Raw genomic sequence first — 18,728 nt, 5'->3', positions numbered from 1 at the left:
GATGATAGCAACAGTAAGCGATCTTTTGATTGCTTTTATTTTATTATGATTCTCCTTGATTTTCTTCTGAAATTCGTTCGTGAATTTCCAAATTTTTAACATCCGAGAGAACCAAAGGAACAGTTTCAACCGTCACTTCTGAAAAGTGAAGACCAAACCAACGTGCTGGCGAAGCTGTAATTTTTTTAATTTGCTCTTTTGTTTGAAGAACAAATCGTTCAAATCCAGGCATTTGTCTTGCATTAATTAGTTTTTCTTCTAAAACAATAAAACGGAAATCTCCAACTTTTCGTCCTGGTGTAATACTATAAGGCTGATTTTGTTGGGGTAATCGTCCTGACTCCATCAAGTTGGTCACAATCGTCCGTAAATACCGAGGAATTTCTTGACGCATATGAAAACCGAGATATAGATTAACACAGACAATAAAATCAGTTCCTAGCATATCCACTTCGTATTCAGAAGTATAAGGCTCGTCTGTAACATTAACTTTCACAAACCAGTAAACTTTAGCTTTTTTAGGACGCTTATCCAAAATAGAATACAAGATTGAACGGTCAATCCATTCTTTATCCATTTTAGCCGTTAAATAAACGACATTCGTATGATAAAGGTCGTAAGTTTCATCTTTGCGGAGTTTGTCCATTTGTTCTTTATAATCATTAAGATTTGAAGAATTAAGATATTTATAAAAAAGCTGATCAGATTTATGCCAGATTGCCATAACAAATAGAATCATGGCAGCAATAATCACAACGACATAACCGCCATGCATAAATTTTACAGCGGAAGCTGCAAAAAACAAGCCTTCAATAAAGATAAAAACGGTGAAAAATAGGCCAACCAATACTTTTTTAACTTTTTGATAATGACTTAAATAGACAGTTAACAATGTTGTTGTCATAAGCATGGTTACTGTGATTGCTAAACCATAAGCCGCTTCCATGTGAGCAGAACTTTGGAAATAAACCACAATAAAACTCGCTGCCAACCAGAGTCCCAAATTTACGGCTGGAATATATAATTGTCCGAAAGTTTCTCCTGGATAAAAAATTCTTAATCGAGGAAGCAGTTTAAGACGAATAGCTTCTGACACAAGAGTAAATGAACCAGAAATCAATGCCTGTGAGGCAATAATTGCCGCCAAGGTCGCTAAAATTACTGAAAAAATGATTAAATTTTGAGGAAGGACAGCAAAAAATGGATTGATGTCTCCTAAAGATTCCCCACGATTTTGTAAAAGCCAAGCCCCTTGCCCACAATAGGATAGGATGATACAAACTTTAACAAAAGGCCAACTGACATGAATATTCCCCCGACCAACGTGTCCTAAATCGGAATAAAGAGCTTCTGCACCTGTCGTTGCCAAAAAGACTGAACCTAAAACAAAAATTCCAGCTTTATTTTCTGGGCTTAAAAGTAAATGAATTGCCCAATAAGGATTAATTGCTTGAAGGACAGAAAAATCACCAAAGAGATTAATCAAACCCGTAATTCCAAGAAAACTAAACCAAATAAACATGACTGGTCCAAACACTTTACCAACGATTGAAGTTCCAAATCGTTGAATTAAAAATAAGACCGCTAAAATCGCTAAAGTAATAATAACAATCGGTAATTGCTGCTGACCAAAAGCTTCATGAAAAGCTGGAATTGACCTCAAGCCTTCTATTGCTGACGTAACCGTTACGGCAGGTGTTAAGGCTCCGTCAGAAAGCAAAGCAGCACCACCAATCATTGCTGGAATAATTAACCATTTTGCATACTTGCGAACGAGAGTAAATAATGAAAAAATTCCGCCTTCATGATTATTATCCGCTTTTAAAGCAATCCACACATATTTGACTGTTGTAATTAATGTCAGCGTCCAAATAATGAGCGAAAGTGCCCCAATAATTGACGTTTCTGAGATTCGCTCAAGCCCCCCTTGGCCTTGGACAATTGATTCCATTGTGTAAAGAGGGCTCGTTCCGATGTCGCCATAAACAATTCCCATTGCGATGATGAAACCGGCACCTGTTGCTTTATTAAATGAGCGATTAGATTCATAACCCATTCTAATTTCCTCAACTTTCTCTAGTTCCATAAAATTTATCAAAGTAAATAATTCACATTCGATTACCTAAATCATATAACAATTTCTTGATTTTTTGTTAAAAAATGGTCTAAAGAATACTACAAAATTTATAAGAAAAAAAGCTAGAAAATTCTAGCTTTTAATTAATTATTTCTCAACTTAATCTTCTGTGTACCAGTCGTAGTGGAAGATTCCAGCTTTGTCTGTACGTTCATAAGTGTGAGCACCGAAGTAATCACGTTGGGCTTGAATCAAGTTAGCTGGAAGATTTTCAGAACGATAGCTATCGTAGTAGCTAATTGCTGATGTGAATGTTGGAATTGGAATTCCTGCTTGAACAGCAAGTGAAACTACATCACGAACAGCTTCTTGATAACGTTTTGTGATGTCTACAAAGTAGTCGTCAAGCAAGAGGTTTTCAAGTTCGCTATCTTTGTCGAAAGCATCAGTAATATTTTGGAGGAATTCTGCACGAATGATACATCCAGCACGCCAAATTTGTGCAATTGTACCGTAAGGCAAGTCCCAATCGAATTCTTCAGAAGCTTTACGAAGTTGAGCAAATCCTTGAGCATAACTCATAATTTTTGAGAAATATAGCGCTTTGCGGATTTTTTCAATGACTTCTTTTTTATCGCCTGAGAAATTAACCGCTGGTCCAGATAAAACTTTGCTTGCTTTAACACGTTCATCTTTATAAGTTGAAATGTAACGAGCAAATACTGATTCTGTAATCAATGGAAGTGGTACACCAAGGTCAAGGGCAGACTCTGAAGTCCATTTACCAGTTCCTTTATTTCCTGCTTTATCAAGAATTTTATCAACGATGTAGCCTTCGCCTTCATCATCTTTACGTTTCAATACTTCTTTAGTGATTTCAATGAGGTAGCTATCAAGTTCGCCTTCATTCCATTCTTCAAAAATGGCTTGAATTTCTGCATTGCTAAGACCAAGAACACGTTTCAACAAATCATAAGATTCAGCAATCAATTGCATATCGCCGTACTCAATTCCGTTGTGAACCATTTTAACGTAATGTCCAGCACCGTTTGCTCCCATGTAAGCCACACATGGTTTACCATCTTGAGGAGTTTTAGCTGCGATTTGTTCAAAAATTGGTGCAACCAAATCGTAGGCTTCTTTTTGACCACCAGGCATCATTGATGGGCCTAAAAGCGCACCTTTTTCACCACCAGAAACTCCTGTACCGATGAAGTTAATACCTGAGTCTGCAAGTTCAGCATTACGACGCATTGTGTCTGGGAAATGAGTATTTCCACCATCAATCAAGATATCACCTTTATCCAAGAGTGGTAAAAGTGATTTAATTGTCGCATCTGTCGCTGCTCCTGCTTGAACCATGAGCATGATACGACGTGGTTTTTCAAGACTTCCAACAAATTCTTCAAGTGTTTTAGTGAGAACAAGATTCTTATCTTGATGTTCTTTATAAACTTCTTCAGTTTTTGAAGTCGTACGGTTGTAAATTGCAACGGTATAACCACGTGACTCTACGTTGAGTGCAAGGTTTTTCCCCATTACAGCCATTCCGACAACACCAAAGTTTGCTTGTGCCATTTGAAATCCTCCAGAGTATTTCTTTATATTCTATACTATATAGTATAACGCAATTTATTTCCAATTACCATAGTTAAGTATGTAAATGTTTTACATGACAAAAAAATCTGCCTTAAAGACAGATTTTAAATTTTATTCTTTTTCGTCAGGAAAATTTGTTAATTCTTTGGCTTTGTCAGCAATTTTTTTCGCTTCTTCAGCAAGAGACTCAGTATCAATATCTTCTTTCACTTCATCTTTGGCATCACTGAACTTAGCCACAACTTCTGCGGCTTCTTCTGAGATGTCTGATTCATTTTCATCAAAGAGTTCTTCTCCACTGTCTTTCATTGAATTAATTTTTTCAACGACAGCATCTTTAGTATCATTGAAGAAATCAACAACTGAATCTTTAGACAGTTCACCTGAGTCAACTTTTTCCATAATTAAATCACGTTTTGAAAGTAAAAATTCTTTGGCCTTGTCAGCTGAAATTTCACCTGAATCAAATTTTTCTTTGATTTCATTAAATTTTTCAGCTGAGAAATCGAGAGCGGTATCTCTCATTCCAGTCAATGTTTCTTGAGGGTTTTCTTTTAAATCATCATAAATTTTTCCAGCCCCTTCGCGGAGTTCGCTTCCTTTTTTAGGAGCTAAAAATAGAGCAGCTGCGGCACCAACTAAAGCACCAACTAGAAATCCTGTTTTTTTTGACATCGGTTAAGTCCTTTCTTTCGTAAGCAAGTTTAATTTACTTTTACACCCGCTTCAGTTTTATCTTTTTTGACAAAGAATTTTTTGGCTGTTTTTGCCAAAACGACTGCTGAAGCTGAAGTTGTTTTTCGTTTTGTTGAACCTCTATTAAGACGTGTCACAAGTTTACGACTTGAAGCATTGATATCTGAAACGCTTTCAGACAAATCAGCGACTGCCGTAAACAAAGGGTCAATCGTGGCGACTTTCCCATTAACATCATCAAGCAAGGTATTGGCTTTAGCCATTATGCCATCAGCTTGATGAAGTAAGACATCTAGATCGCTAGAAACTAATTTGACCGTACGGTTGGCTTCTTCCACAACCTTAGAAACTTTATGTAATACAATAACTAAGAAGACCACCAATACAGCAAATGCTATCGCGATAATCAATAATGCAATATTTCCCACGTTTCCTCCTCTTTATTCGGGTATAAAATCAGCACCCATTTTTTCAATCTTCTTTCATTTTGATGAAAGCGATTCTATTTGACTTCATTATAACAAATTGTTCCACTATTTTCTAATATAACTTACATTTTTTTATGACAAAAAGTCTATCCTTCAGGATAGACTTCTTAATTTTTTTTTATTCTGCGATAAATAAAGAGAATAAGTCCTACAATCACTAATAAAACTGAAAGCCATTGTGACACACGAGCAGGTCCTAACATTAGGCTATCTGTTCGCATTCCTTCAACAATAAAACGAACGGCTCCATACCAGACGAGATAGAAACTAAAAATATCCCCACGTTTTATGCCTTTAATTCGATGTCTAAAGACCATGACCAGAATAAAACCGCTTAGTGTACCAATACTTTCAAATAGGAAGGTAGGCATTCGATAATGACCACCAATAAACATTTGATTTCTAATGAAAGCAGGTAGCCAGTCTAAATTTGAAACAATTTTTCCATAGGCTTCTTGATTGACAAAATTCCCCCAACGTCCCATTGCCTGAGCGAGAAAAACACCCGGGATAGTAATATCAAGCAAATCTAGCGGATGAATCATTCGATAGTAGCTAAAGACAAAGAGGACAATTGCTCCAGCGATTAAGCTTCCATAGATGGCTCCGCCACCATCCCACATGGCGATGATTTGTGAAGGATGTTGACTATAGTAAGACCATTGGAAAATGACATAATAAAGTCTCGCTCCAACAATTCCTATAGGAAAGGCAAAGAGAACAAAATCAATAATATCATCAGTTTTTATATTACGCTTTGGGGCTTCTTTACATGCGAGCCAAACGGCTAATCCGGCACCACCCACAATAAAAATAGCATACCAGTGAATGGCTAGCGGCCCTAATTGGAGTGCAATCTTATTTAAAGCTAAAAAGGGAAATAGATTATTCATATTTTTTATCAGTTTTCTAAATTTACTGACAGAAATTTCTGTCAGTAATTTCTAAGTTTTTATCTTATGATTCTTTATTATGACTGATTAAATCAGTGAGACGGTCTTCAAAAGTTTTTGTTGCATCAAAGCCCATTTGCTTAGCTCTAAAATTCATAACCGCAGCTTCAACAATTACTGACACATTACGCCCAGTTTTTACAGGAATACGGGTTTGTGGGACTTCAACGTCAGAAAATTCAACAATAGTCGGTGCATTTCCCAAACGGTCAAAAGCTTTTTCCTTATCGTAGTATTCTAAATATATAGCCATATCAATATCCGTTGAATCTTTAACAGCACCAGCACCAAAAAGACTCATCACGTCAATAATCCCAACGCCACGAATTTCAATCATATTGCGCAAAATTTCTGCGGGTTCCCCAGAAAGTGTGAATGCATCCCGTTGAAAAACATCTACACGGTCATCAGCAACTAATCGGTGGCCACGTTTGACTAACTCAAGACCAGTTTCTGATTTACCAATCCCACTAGCCCCTTGAATAAGAACGCCGACCCCAAAAATGTCCATCAAAACACCATGAACAGTCGTTCTTTCAGCTAAACGTTCATCAAGAAATGAGGTCAATACTGAGTTCAATCGGCTGGTTGCTTCACGCGATTGAAGTAAAACAATGTCAGACTTTTTAGCTGCTGCCACCATTTCACTAGGAATTTCTAAATTACGTGCAACAATAACAACCGGTGTTTCTTTGGCCATGACTTTTTTCAAGAGGTCATAGCGATTATCTCCAACTACCGTCATCATGTATGACCATTCTTTCATCCCAAAAAGTTGAATTCGTTCGGGTGTGAAATAATCAAAATACCCAGCCATTTCTAAACCCGGGCGCATAATTTCTGAAGTTGTAATTTCTTTTTGTAATGCTGTTTCTGTTGAGTAAATCACATGAAAATGAATTTTGTCAAGTAAATCTTGAACTGAAACCGCCATTGTAAGTCTCCCCTATTATTTCATAAATAAGAACAACTGACAGAGAATATTTTTTCGTCATAAAACTTTGTCAGTACTTTTATAATAAAAATTGTGATAAAAATCACATTTTCATATCACGTATAAATTTATCCAAGCGATAAGCAAGGAAGATTCGGCGGACTAAAAGAAAGCCGAAAAACGTGGCTAAAAACCACGAAGCAGATAGGAAGGACCAGCTAAAAATCCAAGCTTCAAGTACCGTTCCAATCATAAAAGAATAAAATCGTTGTTTAGGCATGCCTCTATTATGACATTTTTAAGCCAGAAATGTCAATGGATTGTGTTGAATAATAAAAAGCTTTTTATTTTCTAAAAAACTTTTCATTTGATGATTTATTTAGCAAAGAATTTGATAATTAAAAAGATAAGTCCAGCATCAACCAATAGTCCCACGTACCATGAGAAATTGAAATACCATTTTCTAGTTTTATGATGACAGAGATGCCCAGCCAAAATTGCTCCAATCCCTCCACCTAAAAGTGCTTGTGCAAGTAAAACTTTTTCAGGAATTCTCCACAGATGATGTTGGGCCTTGTACTTATCCACCGCATAAAAAACAAAAACAATAAGATTCCAAACTGCTAATAAAACTAATAAATAAAGCATCATTTTTCTCCCTTCACATCTATACTAAATATCATTAGATTTTAAATTCTTTCATTTTCTCAACTCGAAGAGCCCCTTTTTGACCATTAAAAGTCCAACGTTGTTTAAACGCCCGTCTTTCCTGAGTATTTCCCGCAATAATTTGACCAGAATTAACAGAAACAAGGTAGTCAATAGCTACAAAATAGAGATCAACTTCAAATTGATTATCTTTTACTTCCTTATAACGCGTGATTCCATCCAAAACTACACTACGTGTGTGATTAATTTGACCTTTGTCACTCATCTTTTGGAGAATTTTTTCATGTTTTTCATATAAATTATCACCATAAGATGCTGACAAAACACGTAAGTCTTGTTTATCCCAAGCATCTTGAACTTTTAGAAAAATTGCTTCTATTTCTGCTGACAAAGCTGAATCATTTAATGTCTTTTCCTGATAATACTCTTTTTTTCTAAAAGAAAGTTTAAGATTTTTTTTCAAAAAATAAAAAGCTAGGGCGATTAGTGCAACAAGCCCACTAAAAATACTATTTCTATTATATCTGCTCCCCATTCTAGATGTCCTAGAATTAGAAGTATAGCTATTAGAACCTGTATTATTATAATGACTGTTAGTGTTGCTACCTCCAAAATTACCGCCAGTTCTTGTACTTCTATTTCCTCCCCCTCGAAATCCTCCTGCTGTTGCAAAAGCATGAGGTGTGACTAAAACTAAGCCACTGATGAGCAATAAAACAACCACTTTCTTCATCATTTGATTCAAAAATTATTTCCTTTTCTTTGTCACTGATTTTATTACATTTATTTTGTTATTATACCCTATTTCCCTTTTTATTTGAAACATCTGTTAAATTGCTACTTTTAGTGGAGTCTATTAAAAGAGTGTGATATAATTACCTCATGAAAAAACTCATGAATCTTTTTAAGTCTGAAACTGTTAGATATCTCATTTTTGGAGTCCTAGCAACAGCAGTCTATGCTTTTGTCAAATGGTTAACTTGGCAAGCTTGGCATTCTGGCTGGGGTTCAGAAACTGCCGCTCAAGCTTCAAGTATTATTTTTGCATTTTTTACCAATAAACTTTTTGTTTTCAAACATGAATCATCAAACTTATTACGTGATTTCATCAATTTTACTTCAGGACGAATTGTTCTTTTACTCCTATCCATCTTTATTAACTGGTGGTTCATTGACCAACATCCTGATATTTTGATGAATCTTTTTGGACTTTCTAAAAATAATATGGTTGCTGCTCTTAACCTCGTCGTTCAAGTTTTAATTATTGTTATTAACTATCTTTATTCAAAATTCTTTGTCTTCAAAAAAGATAAAAATTTAACAGAATAACTATTTTTTTTACTGATAGAAATTATATTAGATAAAAAAATACTGACAGATTTTCTGTCAGTATTTTTTCATTTTTATCAGTTTTCTTATTTTCTAATTTCCTTGATGAATTCAACAATTTCACCACGTCGTGTTTCAATCTTACCAACTTTTGTTTTTTGATAAACAGCATTTAATATGGCACCAATAATCAGAACGCGGGCAATGAAAATAAACCAAATCATCAGTGCAAAGACAACCAATGACCCAATCAATTTCAAGTCATCTAATCGCTGAAGAGCAAAGCTAACATATTTTGCAATCCAGTTGGTTAGAAAAACAAGAACAAAGGTTGAAAATATTGTTCCAGGCATGGTGTATCTCAATTTTCTTATTTTAACATTTGGTAGGATAAAATAAAGCATCATCAAAGATAAAAAGGTTGCTACAGCAATCGCTGGTAAAGTCATATTGTGTAACGTTCGGTAGAGATGATCATCAAAAGGAAATAAGCGATGAACTTGTTCGAGAATTAATTGTCCAAAAGTAGAGAGAACAATTGAAAAGTAAAGAAAGAGTAAAATCGCAAATCCGGCAGCTAAACCGATAATTCGACTGACAATAAAATCTCGATGATTAAAGACTTCATAAGCTTTATTCATTGACATTTGTAGAGCAGATAAGGCCCTTGAAAAGGTCCAAAAGCCTGCTAAAACAGAGAGTGAAAGTAAGCCTGTATTTCTTTGATTTAAGAGATTATTAATGACTGGTTCAATTCCTTTGTAAACATCACTTGGGAGTTGCTCAGATAAAAAACTCAATAAAGCTGTTGTATTGATATGTAAGAAGGGTAAAATATTTCCGACAATCAATCCTAGAGGAAAGATTGCAAGTAAAAGGTAATAAGCAACAGCAATTGAAGACAGACTCATTTCTGAACTTTTGAAAAAAGTCATAAAAGTTGTCGTTAGTTCAGAAATTTTTTGTAGAACTTTTTTCATCTTTCCTCTCATCTATTTTTCCCTTTATTTCTTAATAAGTCCGTTCTTCGCCTTGAGAAGTCAAAATCACAGGACCATCTTTAGTGATAACAAACTGGTGTTCGTATTGACATGATAAACTTCCGTCAAGTGTAACGTAACCACGTTCACCATCATGGTCAATTTCCCAGCCTCCAGTGTTAATCATTGGTTCAATGGTTAAGACCATTCCTTCGCGTAAACGAAGTCCACGTCCAGCACGTCCGTAGTGGGGCACCATTGGTTCTTCATGCATTGTTGGCCCAACGCCATGCCCTACAAGGTCACGAACAACACCATAGCCACGACTTTCAGCATATTCTTGAATAGCTGCCCCAATATCACCAATACGGTTGCCTACTTTGGCTTGTTCAATTCCAAGATAGAGACATTCGCGGGTCACATCCATCAAGTTTTTCACTTCGTCAGAAACTTGGCCTACAGCATAAGCCCAGCAAGAGTCAGCAACGCCACCGCGGAATTCTTCTTGGTATTTAACCATTGATTCAGCATCGTCAAAATTAAGTTTTGAAACATCAACAGAACCATCTTCAACCAACCCGAGAACCATGTCCACTTTAATCAAATCACCCTCTTTAAGAATTTGATGACGTGGAAATGCGTGAGCCACTTCATCATTCAAACAACAGCAAGTAGCATAAGGGAATGGATTATAATTTCCTTCATCCACTCCGATTTGTAAAGGTAAAACATTTTTTTCTTTACAAACTTTGCGGACATATTCTTCAATTTCCCACATGTCAATCCCTGGTTTAATCAACTCACGAAGCCCAATGTGGATATCTGCCAAAATTTTGCTACTACGTTCCATTTGCTCGATTTCACGTTGCGATTTTAATGTAATCAATTTATTCTTTCCTTCTAAAGTTCTGAGAAAACTCAGTTCTTTTTATTTAAATTAATATTTTGAAGTGACGCATACTTCATCGAAAAATAAATTTTCATTTACTGGGGTTACTGAATCCTTATAAGATAGTATTTATGACTTTATCTATAAGAATTTTCTTCGACAATCATGAGCCTTTTCAAAATTACTTTGAATGCTAATTCAACTGAACAGATTTTTTTGTAATCCAAAACAGTCTATTTAGTATAAATACACTTTATTTTACCATAAATTTCCCTATAACTAGGTGTTTTTTATATAAATTGGCAGTAAAACTTCATCTACCAATTCATTAATTTGCTTATCATTCATGGATTGACCTTCAAGGAGCATATGATAACGGGTCATCTGGAAAGGTAAAAGCTTAGCTGTTTGTCCAATTTTTTCACGCGCTTCCCCTCTTTCCTGAGCCCTTGCAAGCAAGCGTTCCATAATAATCAGATTACTTGGAAGGACATTGCCAACGGTCGATTCAAGAACATTTTTTCCTTGTGACTGCATAAATGAAACAAAGGCCAGAAATCCTTTGGGATAGAGTTTAAAATTTTCTCTCATAAAGGTTAAAAGTTCAATTAAATCTTGCCGCAAGCTCCCACTGTTAATTTCTTGGTCTATCACATTTCCTCGCCACTCAGGATTTTGTGAAATATTGAAACGGACAGCTTCAAAAATTAAGTCAAAGACATCATCCCAATAACGATAAAGTACACTTCGAGTGGTTTTGGCTTCTTTTGCAACATTTTGAAAGGTTACTTTTTCGTAGCCTTCATTTTCTAAAATATGAACTGCCGCTTTATAAATTGCCTTCTTAAGTTCATCCCCTCTTCTTCGAGAATGACTAGGTGATTTTTTTTCTTTTTCTTCAAACATAAGAGACCTCTTGTTTCTTAATTCTATTATAACATCATCTCTAGCTAATACCAATAAATCAAATTAGATACAAAAAGAATCTTATTATTGACAAAACTTATTCTTAGGTTTATAATAATTTTGTATTTAAGATACAAAATGTATGTTATTTTTAAATTATAATTCCTAAGTTTCGATAACTTAGTTTTCGCTCAGACGAAAGAAAGGATTAATATGGCAAAATCAAAAAAGAATGAAAAAGAAAAATTGCCAAAGGAATTGACGCGAAATGCTTGGATTTTAGTCGTTGGTGCTATTGCTCCAATGCTTGATTCAACCATGGTCAATATCGCAATCAACAAACTTCAAAGTGACTTACATACTTCACTAGACATGATTCAGTGGGCAATTACAGGCTATGTTCTTGCACTTGCTGTAGCCGTCCCTGTCTGTGGTTATGTTGTCAATCACATTGATGGAAAAAAAGTAATGCAGTGGTCACTCCTTAGTTTTGGACTTTTTAGCTTTTTATCTGGAATTGCTTGGAATATTGATAGCTTTATCATTTTTCGAGCTGTTCAAGGATTCTCAGCTGGTTTTATCACTTTACTGATGACAACCCTGCTAATGCAAATTACGCCTCCAGATAAACTTGGTCAATTGATGGCCGTTGTCTCAACTCCTATTATTCTTGGACCAATTATCGGGCCAGTACTTGGTGGTGCAATTGTATCTGGAGCAAATTGGCACTGGATTTTCTATGTCAATATTCCGGTCGTAATTATTTCAGTCCTCCTTAATCATTTTTATCTGACTTCTTTCAAACCTTTCAACCCAAAAGCAAAACTAGATTGGTTTGGAACACTCCTTTTGGCAGGTGGTTCTGTGGGCTTAATTTACGGAATGATGAAGGGTTCGACTAATGCTAAAAATTTTTTCAATAGTCAAATGATTACTTTTGTCATCATTGGCTTAGCCTTGTTTGTTATTTACGGAATTTATAATCGCATTCGCAAAAATAATACTGTTCTTCCGCTCAGATTTTTCAAATCTAAAAACTTCACTGCAGCGAATATTGGAATCTTTTTAGCTGGGATTGCTTCTAATGGACCTATGCTTTTACTGCCACTTTTCTTTCAAAATACAAAAGGCTTTACAGCCGTTGAAGCAGGTCTAATGTTGATTCCTCAAGGGCTTGGTATGATGGTGACCCGACCTTTGATTGGGAAGATGATTGACCGTATGGGAGCTCGTCCTGTAGTACTTGTTTCCCTGGCTATTTCCCTTCTTGGAACAATTCCTTTCATTTTTGTTCACGAAAATACAAATTTGATTTGGTTGGGATTGGTTTTATTTGTTCGTGGAATGGGAATTGGTGGTTTGCAAATGCCAATGATGACTGATATTTTCATTGGTTTAGACAAACAAGATATTCCTGGTGCATCAGTAGGACAAAGAATCATTCAAAACGTTGGTTCATCTTTTGGTTCAGCTGTCATCTCGGCAGTTGTGACTGCGGTTGTGACGTCTGAAATTGCTGGACAAATGACAACTAAACTCCATCAATTAGCGGCGATGCACACCAATTTAACACCGACTGTCATTGCAAGAGCAAAAACTTCTGTTGAAAAAGCGGTCACGCTTAATGGTTATCAACTTGGCTTTCTTGTCTCTTCGATTGTTTTAATTGTGATTGCTATTCCAGCCATGTTCCTTTCACAAAAGAAGGTCAACAAATAAAATTCGTAGTTTTTAGCTTTGATTTCACTTGTTTTTTGATATAATTGAATTGAATTATCTCAATAATAGATAGATGAACTTTAATCAATTAACTGAGCTTGGAGCGCTAAATTGTATGGCTCCTTGCATCTTATAGGAGAGTGAAAAAATGCCATTAGCAAAAATTGTATATGCAAGTATGACAGGAAATACTGAAGCTTGTGCCGATATTGTCGCTGATAAACTTGAAGAATTAGGTTTTGAAGTAGAACTTGACGAATGTTCTTCTGTTGATGCCGATGAGATGGCTGATGCTGATCTTTGTATCGTTGGAACTTACACTTACGGTGACGGTGAATTACCTGACGAAATTGTGGATTTTTATGAAGAATTAGCTGAGGTTGATTTATCTGGTAAAATTTACGGTTGTTTCGGGTCAGGTGATACTTTCTATGATGACTTCTGTATCTGTGTCGATATGTTTGAAGCGCAATTTGAAAAAACTGGCGCAACAAAAGGAGCTGAGCTTGTTCGTGTTGACTTGTCTCCTGAAGATGAAGATGAAGCTCATCTCGAAGCCTTTGCGGAAACTTTGGCGGCTCACTTTAACTGATTGAGCTAAGATAAGTAATAAAAATTACTGACAGGTTTTCTGTCAGTAATTTTTTATTTATTTGACCATTTCAATCTCACTGTCAAAATATTGTTCTTGAAAATGAATTGCTTGTTCAATTTCTGATTTTGTGAAATTTTCAGTTGGACTGGTCAGTACCCATTTGTCTTCGACATCATCTTTTCTGTGGATAATAGCAATGAGCTTGCCAGTAAAATTTGTCAGGGCTTTTTGATTTTCTGGCAAATTTGACAAAATATAAACATCTTGTTCTTCGCCATCACCAGCAATAATTCCTTCAATGTATCCGTAATTTATTGGATAAGTTGTTCCATGATGAACATAACCCATTGGGCGGTCCATTTTTGCAGTGTAAATCTTCATACCCACCTCCATTTTTTACTGACAGCACCGAGAAAATTTCTGTCATAGGATAGTCGTTAGCGCTTGAGCGCTTACGAATATGCTAGGAGTTTCTGTCAGTAATTTTATAATGAAAACATCAAAATTCCAGCTGCTACAGCCACATTTAAAGATTCTGCTTGCCCTGACATGTCAATATGAACGAGTTTGTCAGCAGCTTTAACGGCTTCGTCAGAGACTCCGGCCCCTTCATTTCCCATAAGCAAAGCGAAGCGTGGTTCATTGATTACTTTATAAGACACAGAATTTGCTGACAGCGTGGTCGTCAATATTGAAATGCCTGATTTTTTAAGTTGAGCAAAACAATCTTCTTTAGCCATTCGTACAAGCGGCAAATGAAAATTTGAGCCTTGCATAGACCGCATGACCTTTGGACTGTAAATATCTGCGGTTTCGCCAAGTAATATCACAGCCGAAAATCCAGCCGCATCAGCTGTTCTAATCATTGTCCCTACATTTCCTGGGTCTTGTACGTTTTCTAAAAGTAAAAATTTTGCTGCTGAAAAATCAATGACTTCTTCAATTTTTGTCACTTCAGCAATCAGTCCTTGTGGACTTTCGCTGTCAGCTAAAGATTTCAACACTTCTTTACTGACCAGATTTACAGATAAGTCTGTCAGTGATTTTTCAGACCCAATCATTTCTGTCAGTTTAGTCAGTTTATTTTCTTCAACAAAAATTTGCTTTATTGAACGACCAGCTTTCAGCGCTTCCTCCAACAAATGAAAGCCTTCGATGAGATATGAATTTTTGCGGTATTTTTTTGTCAGCAATTTTCTTGCTTCTTTAATTTTTTTATTATCTTTTGAACTGATGATTTCCATTCTCCAATTATATCATAGCCAGTAAGGCGAAACAAAGTTTTACATTGCCAGTATCCATTGCATTGATAATCAAATGAAGTGGAAACAATCATTTTCCGCTGAGTATTTGTGACTTGTGAAGAACATAGATCCCTTTGGTTAGGACAGCGAAGCATAGGCAGTGAAACTTTTATCAGATTTTTGTCAATCTTGCTGGTGCTTATGTTATAATAAAAGAAAACGTTTTAACCATTATCATTTCAACAAGGCAAAGCTAGGAGGTATTAAAATGTTCAAAGTAAATATGATTGTTTCTGGGCGTGTTCAGGGCGTCGGATTTCGTTATTTTGTTATCATAAGTGCGCGTGAACTGGGCATTTTAGGGCGCGTTTGGAATAATGATGACGGTACAGTTGAAATACTCGCGCAAACAGAGGATGAAAAAAAATTAGAAGAATTCACTGCCATTGTTCGTGGGGAAAAATCAAGTAAAGGACGTCTTTCACCCTTTGCTAAAGTCACTGATGTCAGATCAAGCCCCGCAAATTTCCCTGATTTCACAGACTTCAATATCAAATATTAGAAATAAAAAAACACTGACAAAAAGCTTGTCAGTTCAATGCGACCAAGACGAGTATAGAAAAATTACTGACGGGAATTCCGTCAGTAATTTTTTACATTTACATTTTATTCTTTATCAGCAAGTTTATCCACAAATTCCAAAACGGTCAGTAAATTTCGCTTATCAATATGATAGGAAACAGCAGCTTTGACCGCAGGTTTTGCACAAAAGGCAATCCCAATACCAGCTGTATTAAGCATTGGAATATCATTTGCGCCATCACCTACAGCAATAACCTCAGATAAATTCAACTTATTTTCATTTGCCCATTGTTTGAGCCTATCAACTTTGAAATCTTTATCCACAACTGTCCCATGAGTTTTTCCAGTCAAATGGCCATTTTCCACAGACAAACGATTAGCAAAAACATAATCTATTTTTAAATCTCTCGCGATTTTATCCACTATTTCATGAAAGCCACCAGAAACAAGGCCAACTTTCCAGCCTTTCGCATGCAAAGTTTCAATTAATCCCGTTGCACCCTTAGTTAAATGAATTTCTTTGTAAACATCGTCAAAAATAGTTGTGGGCAAACCAGAAAGCAAAGCCACTCTTTCTCTCAAAGATTCCTTAAAATCAATTTCGCCAGACATAGCGGCAGCCGTAATTTCTGAAATCTTATCACCCACACCCGCTTTTTCCCCTAAGAGATCAATGACCTCCTCTTCAATCAATGTGCTATCCACATCCATCACAAGTAATCCTTTTGCAGCCATTTTCTTCCTTTTTCCATTCGTTTTTTAAAATAAATTCTGATTTTCAATTAAGCGAACACGAATAATATTATCAGAAGCCTCAAAACGTGAAACTAAAGCCGCCAACTTTCCTTCATCTTTTTCATCCAAATCAAGTAAAGTATAGGCATAATCTCCTTGACCACGATTAACAATATTAGCAATGTTAATATTTTCTGCGGCCACCGCAAGTGAAATTTGAGCCACAACATTAGGCACATTTTTATTGATTAAGGTCACACGATAAGGGGTATTCAACTCTTGTAAAACACGTGGAAAATTGACTGAATTAATAATTTCGCCAGTTTTCAAATAAGTTTGAACAGAATCCAGAGCCATTCTTGTGCAATTTAAACTCGCTTCCGCCGTTGAACCACCTAAATGAGGAGTTAAAAAAACTTGTGGATGATGATAGAATTTTTCAGAACCAAAATCCGTTCCAAAAAAGCGGACAATTCCTTCATCAATCGCCTTAAGCACTGCTTCTTTATCCGTAATCTCATCTCGTGCAAAATTGAGCAAAATCACTCCCTTTTTACACTTAGATAAATTTTTCCAATTGAGCATTTTCGTCGTTTCATCCGTCGCTGGCGTATGAACCGTGATATAATCTGCCTTCTCAAAAATCTCAGCCAAATCATTCACTCTTTTAACATGGTGTGACAAGTTCCAAGCGTGCTCAATTGAAAGATATGGGTCATAACCAATAACTTTCATTCCTAAACGCTGTGCATCATTGGCAACTTTTGAACCAATATTTCCAAGGCCAATTACTCCTAAAGTTTTCCCTGAAATTTCTGAACCGGAAAATGCCTTTTTCCCATGTTCAACCGCCTCATCAATGACTTTATCATCGCCTTTTTGACCTGTCAACCATTTATTTGCTGGTTTTAAATTACGGGTTCCAAAAATCATCATTGACAAAACTAATTCTTTAACCGCATTGGCATTTCCTCCAGGCGCATTAAAGACTACAATCCCTTTACTGGCACACTTTTCTATCGGAATATTATTAAAACCAGCACCAGCACGTCCAATCGCCAAAAGCGCTTTTGAAAATTCATAATCGTGGAAAGGCTGAGCACGACAAATAAATGCGTCAGATTCAGCTTCTGACACTTGATTAACAAGAAAGCCTTCGCCAATTTCATCTAATGCGATTTGGTCGATATTATTTCCAATTGTTTTGATATGATAAGTCATTTATATTCCTCTTCAAATTCTTTCATAAATTTCACTAGTTCAACAACCCCCTCTAAAGGAAAAGCGTTGTAAATACTTGCTCTCATTCCTCCCACGGAACGATGACCTTTGAGTGATTTAAAACCTTTTTCTTCAGCTTTTTGGGTGAATAGCTCATCCAATTCTTGGTTTGGACTTGTAAAAACAACATTGCAAATCGACCGCTCATCTTTATTTTTGATTGGGTTCTGATAAAAGTCAGATTGGTCAATTAAATCATACAACAATTGAGCTTTTCTCTGATTCATTTCTTCGAGTTTTTTTACGCCACCTTGCGCTTTTACCCATTTGAAAACCAGCCCGGCCACATAAATAGCAAAAGTCGGTGGGGTATTGTACATCGAGCCATTTTTAGCCAAAATCTGATAATCCATCATTGATGAGAGGCTTTCAGCTTCATTCAGTAAGTCTTCCCGAATAATGACAATGGTTAAACCAGCAATACCTAAATTTTTCTGAGCTCCAGCGTAAATTAAGCCAAATTTACTCACATCATAATCAACCGCCAAAATATTTGAACTCATATCAGCAACCAAAGGAAGGCTTGCAAACTCAGGCAAATTTTCAGGAAAAATACTTGTTCCTTCAATCGTATTATTCGTTGTCAAATGAAGATAGGCCCCATTTTTTTCATCAATTTTAGATTTATCAATTTTCAATAGATGATTATAATTATCTTTTTTAGTTGAGCCCAAACTAATCGGCATCAAATCAAGGAAATGACTCAATTTCACTGCTTCATCATAAGCCTTTTCACCAAAGGCCCCCGAAATATTGTAATAAGCCTTTTGGCCAATTGCCAAATTCATTGGAACCATTGAAAATTGACTGGAAGCTCCCCCTTGTAAAAACAAAATTTTATAGTTTTGAGGAATCAACATCAAATCACGCAAATCGTTCTCAGCCTCATCAATTACTTTTTGGAAAGCCTTGGAGCGATGCGAAATTTCCATCACTGACATGCCACTTTTTTCAAAGTCTAACAGTTCTTCTTGAACCTTCTTCAAGACTTCCTTTGGAAGTACACTGGGTCCTGCACCAAAATTATAAATCATCGATTTCACTTCCTCAAA

The 18,728-nt window shown here is 36.0% G+C and carries 20 protein-coding genes and 1 pseudogene; 4 read left to right on the top strand and 17 right to left on the bottom strand.

Annotation, left to right across the window (positions count from 1 at the left end; genetic code table 11):
* Positions 1–43: 43 nt before the first annotated feature.
* From ACRYLU_RS03085 to ACRYLU_RS03045, 9 genes are all read right to left on the bottom strand, one after another.
* Entirely contained in the window at positions 44–2,056 is a 2,013-nt protein-coding gene (locus ACRYLU_RS03085; protein WP_058205281.1) for a KUP/HAK/KT family potassium transporter, read from the bottom strand.
* Between the two features lie 180 nt (positions 2,057–2,236).
* A complete protein-coding gene (gene gndA, locus ACRYLU_RS03080; protein ID WP_445081195.1) occupies positions 2,237–3,655 on the bottom strand; it encodes an NADP-dependent phosphogluconate dehydrogenase in 1,419 nt (472 codons plus the stop codon).
* 132 nt (positions 3,656–3,787) lie between these two features.
* Complete coding sequence (locus ACRYLU_RS03075; protein WP_015425946.1) at positions 3,788–4,351, bottom strand: YtxH domain-containing protein; 564 nt, start codon at positions 4,349–4,351, stop codon at positions 3,788–3,790.
* 29 nt (positions 4,352–4,380) lie between these two features.
* A complete protein-coding gene (locus ACRYLU_RS03070; RefSeq protein ID WP_098394074.1) occupies positions 4,381–4,800 on the bottom strand; it encodes a DUF948 domain-containing protein in 420 nt (139 codons plus the stop codon).
* Positions 4,801–4,967: 167 nt separating this feature from the next.
* Entirely contained in the window at positions 4,968–5,753 is a 786-nt protein-coding gene (lgt, locus tag ACRYLU_RS03065; RefSeq protein ID WP_098394075.1) for a prolipoprotein diacylglyceryl transferase, read from the bottom strand.
* A 64-nt stretch (positions 5,754–5,817) separates the two neighbouring features.
* On the bottom strand, positions 5,818–6,747 hold the full coding sequence (hprK, locus tag ACRYLU_RS03060) for an HPr(Ser) kinase/phosphatase (RefSeq protein ID WP_003129528.1): 930 nt from the start codon (positions 6,745–6,747) through the stop codon (positions 5,818–5,820).
* Between the two features lie 103 nt (positions 6,748–6,850).
* The gene (locus ACRYLU_RS03055; protein WP_010905464.1) at positions 6,851–7,027 is read right to left on the bottom strand and encodes a DUF3272 family protein; all 177 of its coding nucleotides are present in this window, start codon (positions 7,025–7,027) and stop codon (positions 6,851–6,853) included.
* Positions 7,028–7,122: 95 nt separating this feature from the next.
* Complete coding sequence (locus ACRYLU_RS03050; RefSeq protein WP_038599581.1) at positions 7,123–7,398, bottom strand: DUF1294 domain-containing protein; 276 nt, start codon at positions 7,396–7,398, stop codon at positions 7,123–7,125.
* A 31-nt stretch (positions 7,399–7,429) separates the two neighbouring features.
* Complete coding sequence (locus ACRYLU_RS03045; protein WP_235589873.1) at positions 7,430–8,152, bottom strand: TIM44-like domain-containing protein; 723 nt, start codon at positions 8,150–8,152, stop codon at positions 7,430–7,432.
* Between the two features lie 146 nt (positions 8,153–8,298).
* On the opposite strand from ACRYLU_RS03045, the gene ACRYLU_RS03040 reads away from it, so the two are divergent.
* On the top strand, positions 8,299–8,745 hold the full coding sequence (locus ACRYLU_RS03040) for a GtrA family protein (RefSeq protein ID WP_003129522.1): 447 nt from the start codon (positions 8,299–8,301) through the stop codon (positions 8,743–8,745).
* A gap of 86 nt (positions 8,746–8,831) precedes the next feature.
* On the opposite strand, the gene ACRYLU_RS03035 is transcribed toward ACRYLU_RS03040, so the two are convergent.
* From ACRYLU_RS03035 to ACRYLU_RS03025, 3 genes are all read right to left on the bottom strand, one after another.
* On the bottom strand, positions 8,832–9,725 hold the full coding sequence (locus tag ACRYLU_RS03035; protein ID WP_038599572.1) for a YihY/virulence factor BrkB family protein: 894 nt from the start codon (positions 9,723–9,725) through the stop codon (positions 8,832–8,834).
* 31 nt (positions 9,726–9,756) lie between these two features.
* Positions 9,757–10,611 carry a methionyl aminopeptidase gene (locus ACRYLU_RS03030; protein ID WP_038599569.1) on the bottom strand — a complete coding sequence of 285 codons (855 nt, stop codon included), beginning with the start codon at positions 10,609–10,611 and terminating at the stop codon, positions 9,757–9,759.
* A 282-nt stretch (positions 10,612–10,893) separates the two neighbouring features.
* On the bottom strand, positions 10,894–11,520 hold the full coding sequence (locus tag ACRYLU_RS03025) for a TetR/AcrR family transcriptional regulator (RefSeq protein ID WP_015425938.1): 627 nt from the start codon (positions 11,518–11,520) through the stop codon (positions 10,894–10,896).
* Positions 11,521–11,733: 213 nt separating this feature from the next.
* On the opposite strand from ACRYLU_RS03025, the gene ACRYLU_RS03020 reads away from it, so the two are divergent.
* Both ACRYLU_RS03020 and ACRYLU_RS03015 read left to right on the top strand, forming a co-directional pair.
* Positions 11,734–13,239, top strand: a complete 1,506-nt coding sequence (locus tag ACRYLU_RS03020) for an MDR family MFS transporter (RefSeq protein WP_058205283.1) — start codon at positions 11,734–11,736, stop codon at positions 13,237–13,239.
* A gap of 148 nt (positions 13,240–13,387) precedes the next feature.
* Positions 13,388–13,831, top strand: coding sequence for a flavodoxin (locus tag ACRYLU_RS03015; RefSeq protein ID WP_003129515.1), 444 nt, complete (start codon positions 13,388–13,390; stop codon positions 13,829–13,831).
* A 57-nt stretch (positions 13,832–13,888) separates the two neighbouring features.
* Here the strand turns inward: ACRYLU_RS03015 and ACRYLU_RS03010 are convergent, their stop codons facing one another.
* Together ACRYLU_RS03010 and ACRYLU_RS03005 are read right to left on the bottom strand one after the other, a co-directional pair.
* Positions 13,889–14,227: an inorganic diphosphatase gene (locus ACRYLU_RS03010; RefSeq protein WP_324249846.1), complete on the bottom strand. Its 339-nt coding sequence runs from the start codon at positions 14,225–14,227 to the stop codon at positions 13,889–13,891.
* 92 nt (positions 14,228–14,319) lie between these two features.
* Positions 14,320–15,078 carry a TrmH family RNA methyltransferase gene (locus ACRYLU_RS03005; protein ID WP_038599558.1) on the bottom strand — a complete coding sequence of 253 codons (759 nt, stop codon included), beginning with the start codon at positions 15,076–15,078 and terminating at the stop codon, positions 14,320–14,322.
* Positions 15,079–15,346: 268 nt separating this feature from the next.
* Between ACRYLU_RS03005 and ACRYLU_RS03000 the strand changes: the two genes are divergently transcribed.
* Positions 15,347–15,640, top strand: coding sequence for an acylphosphatase (locus tag ACRYLU_RS03000; protein WP_098394077.1), 294 nt, complete (start codon positions 15,347–15,349; stop codon positions 15,638–15,640).
* 104 nt (positions 15,641–15,744) lie between these two features.
* Here the strand turns inward: ACRYLU_RS03000 and serB are convergent.
* From serB to serC, 3 genes and pseudogenes are all read right to left on the bottom strand, one after another.
* Positions 15,745–16,398, bottom strand: a pseudogene (serB, locus tag ACRYLU_RS02995) (phosphoserine phosphatase SerB); the annotation flags it as partial.
* A gap of 21 nt (positions 16,399–16,419) precedes the next feature.
* Positions 16,420–17,616: a phosphoglycerate dehydrogenase gene (locus ACRYLU_RS02990; protein ID WP_038599552.1), complete on the bottom strand. Its 1,197-nt coding sequence runs from the start codon at positions 17,614–17,616 to the stop codon at positions 16,420–16,422.
* The gene (serC, locus tag ACRYLU_RS02985) at positions 17,613–18,710 is read right to left on the bottom strand and encodes a phosphoserine transaminase (RefSeq protein WP_445081194.1); all 1,098 of its coding nucleotides are present in this window, start codon (positions 18,708–18,710) and stop codon (positions 17,613–17,615) included. Before serC ends, ACRYLU_RS02990 begins: the two co-directional genes overlap by 4 nt.
* Positions 18,711–18,728: the final 18 nt, after the last annotated feature.

This window comes from Lactococcus sp. KTH0-1S (assembly GCF_052544945.1).
The sequence above is the reverse complement of the archived record's forward strand: the minus strand, read 5'-3'. Positions and strand labels throughout refer to the sequence as shown.